The sequence below is a fragment of the uncultured Subdoligranulum sp. genome, from assembly GCF_937890665.1.
Window position 1 is genome coordinate 1 of record NZ_CALADU010000274.1, and the last position, 2,728, is coordinate 2,728.

Genomic DNA, 2,728 nt, shown 5'->3' on the forward strand with positions numbered 1-2,728 from the left:
AAGGGCTCGTTCATGCTTACGCATTTGATGCCCCGGGCCCATTGGCCGGGCGTGTAGTCGGTGATCCGATCCACCAGTGCAAAAGGATACCGATGGGGCAGGATCTCGGCAATCTGCATGGCGTTCAACCCACGCGGCGGATCATTTGCGACAATGGCCATGATTTACCCCTCCCAACGTTTGAAGATCACACAGGCATTGTGCCCACCAAAGCCAAGGCTATCGCTGAGGGCATACTCCACCTGCTCTTCTACGCCCTGATTGGGCAGATAGTTCAGATCACACTCCGGGTCAGGCACTTTGAGGCCGATGGTGGCGGGCAGGTAGCCGTCCCGCAGCGCCAACGCCGTAAAGACGCCTTCCACACCGCCGGCAGCGCCCAGCAGATGGCCGGTCATCGACTTGGTGCTGGAGATGCGCAACTGGTATGCATGCTCGCCAAAGACAGCCTTGATGGCTGCGGTCTCGCAGGAATCATTGAGGTGGGTGCTGGTGCCGTGGGCGTTGATGTAGCCGATCTGCTCGGGCGCCAGTTCCGCATCCCGCAGCGCCAGACGCATACACTCGGCACCACCGGCGCCCCCCGGTGCGGGAGCCGTGAAATGGTAAGCGTCGCAGTTTGCGCCGTATCCCACCACTTCGGCATAGATTTTAGCGCCGCGCGCCTGCGCATGGCCCAATTCTTCCAAAACCAGAATGCCAGCACCCTCACCGATCACAAAACCGCCGCGCTCGGCGTCGAAGGGAATGGAAGCCCGGGCGGGATCCTCACTGGTATTAAGAGCCTTCATGCTGGTAAAACCACCCACACCCAAGGGGCTGATGCAGCTTTCGGCACCGCCGCAGATGGCCAGATCCTCGTAACCGTCCCGGATACGATGGAAGGCGTCGCCAATGGCGTTGGTACCGCCGGCGCAGGCCGTGACCGGGCTGGTGCACATACCCTTCAGCCCAAAACGAATGGCCCCCTGCCCTGCCGCCATATTGGCGATGGACATGGGCACAAAGAAGGGACTGACCCGGTCAAAGCCTTTGGCTTCGCCCTTGGCGTGCTCCTCTTCGATGGTAGGCAACCCGCCGATGCCGCTGGAAATGATGGTGGCAAAACGGGTGGTATCCGTCTGTTCCAAGTTCAGACCGGAATCCTCCATCGCCTCGGTGGCCGCCGCCACGGCAAACTGGGTAAACCGCGCCATTTTGCGGGCTTCCCGCTTATCCACACGAAGGGTGGGGTCAAAGTCCTTGACTTCTGCCGCCAGCTTCACCTTGCTGTTGGTGGTATCGTAATGGGTGATGGGGCCGATACCACATTCCCCGCGGCGTACCGCAGCCCAACTGTCTGCCACCGTGTTGCCGGTGGGATTGACCGTGCCAAGTCCGGTAATAACGACTCTGCGTTTTTCCATAGGAAACCTCGCTATCTTTCCTTTATCTCTGTATCTCACAACACAAAACGACTTTGTCCGCTGCCGCCGTTTTCGGCTCCGCATGGCAGCGCGCCCGTCACTTCAGCTTACATGCCCATGCCGCCATCGACGCACAACACCTGACCGGTGATGTACCCTGCTTCGGCACTGGCCAAAAACGCTACCGCGTTGGCCACATCCTCGGCGTGGCCGATCTTTCCCGCCGGGACCGCCGTCAACGCCGCCTCTTTGGCCGCATCAGACATGGCTGCGGTCATGTCGGTTTCGATAAAACCGGGGGCGACCGCGTTAACCGTCACGCCGCGGGCCGCAAATTCCTTGGCCAAGCTTTTGGTCAGACCAATCAGTCCCGCCTTGCTGGCGGCGTAGTTGCTCTGTCCCGCATTGCCGTGAAGCCCTACCACGCTGCTGATATTGATGATACGGCCATACCGCTGGCGCATCATCAGCTTGCAAGCGGTCTTGCAGCAGAAGAATGCCCCTTTCAGGTTGGCATTGATGACCTTATCAAAGTCTTCCTCCTGCATACGCAGGATCAACTTATCGGCCGTGACGCCGGCGTTGTTCACCAGCACGTCCAGCCGGCCAAAGGTCTTAGCTGCCGTTTCCACCAGCGCTTGGCACTGGGCGGGATCGGTCACATCGGCCTGCAAGGTCATAGCCTGCACACCAAAAGCCTTGCATTCTTCCGCAGTTTGCTCCGCTGCCGCCGCACTGGCCGCATAGTTGATACATACATCGAACCCAGCCTTGGCCAACGCCAGACAAATGGCCCGGCCAATGCCGCGGCCGCCGCCGGTGACCAGTGCCGCCGGGCGGGTGTTTTGTGCTTCACTCATCCTTGCGCCTCCTTCAAGGCTGCAACCGCCTTCTCAAAATCGGCGGCGGTCTCGATGTTTAGGCAGGTCATAGCACTGCCCACCGTCTTTTTCACAAAACCGCTGATGGCGCGACCGGGGCCAATCTCCACCACGGTATCGACGCCCAGTTCCGCCAAACGGCGAATGGTGTCCTCCAGATAGACGCTGCTTTGCACCTGACGTACCAACAGATCCGCAATGGAATCCGCCGGAGCCTTCTCATGGCCAAGGCAGTTGAACAATACCGGCATACGCATCGGTGCGAAGTCCACGGTCTGGAAACGCTCGGCTAATGCCACGCCCGCCGGATGCATCAACACGGTGTGGAAGGGGCCGCTGACTTTGAGGGGCAGGCAACGCTTAGCGCCGGCCTCCTTGGCCAGTTCGGCGGCGCGGTCTACGGCCGCCTTTTGGCCGCCGATGACCAACTGACCGGGGCAG

The 2,728-nt window shown here is 60.4% G+C and carries 2 protein-coding genes and 2 pseudogenes; all 4 read right to left on the reverse strand.

The features are described 5' to 3' along the window. Positions 1 to 161: pseudogene (locus Q0526_RS15410) on the reverse strand (3-hydroxyacyl-[acyl-carrier-protein] dehydratase FabZ); the annotation flags it as partial. A gap of 3 nt (positions 162 to 164) precedes the next feature. Then, complete coding sequence (fabF, locus tag Q0526_RS15415; protein ID WP_298735488.1) at positions 165 to 1,406, reverse strand: beta-ketoacyl-ACP synthase II; 1,242 nt, start codon at positions 1,404 to 1,406, stop codon at positions 165 to 167. Positions 1,407 to 1,513: 107 nt separating this feature from the next. Further along, positions 1,514 to 2,266, reverse strand: a complete 753-nt coding sequence (gene fabG / locus Q0526_RS15420) for a 3-oxoacyl-[acyl-carrier-protein] reductase (protein WP_298735490.1) — start codon at positions 2,264 to 2,266, stop codon at positions 1,514 to 1,516. Next, positions 2,263 to 2,728: pseudogene (locus Q0526_RS15425) on the reverse strand (malonyl CoA-ACP transacylase); the annotation flags it as partial. The gene fabG and the pseudogene Q0526_RS15425, both read right to left, overlap by 4 nt.

What these genes read in the sequence shown, in the direction of transcription:
- fabF (WP_298735488.1), bottom strand. Translation starts at nt 1,406, where the DNA reads ATGGAAAAACGCAGAGTCGTTATTACCGGACTTGGCACGGTCAATCCC.
- fabG (WP_298735490.1), bottom strand. Translation starts at nt 2,266, where the DNA reads ATGAGTGAAGCACAAAACACCCGCCCGGCGGCACTGGTCACCGGCGGC.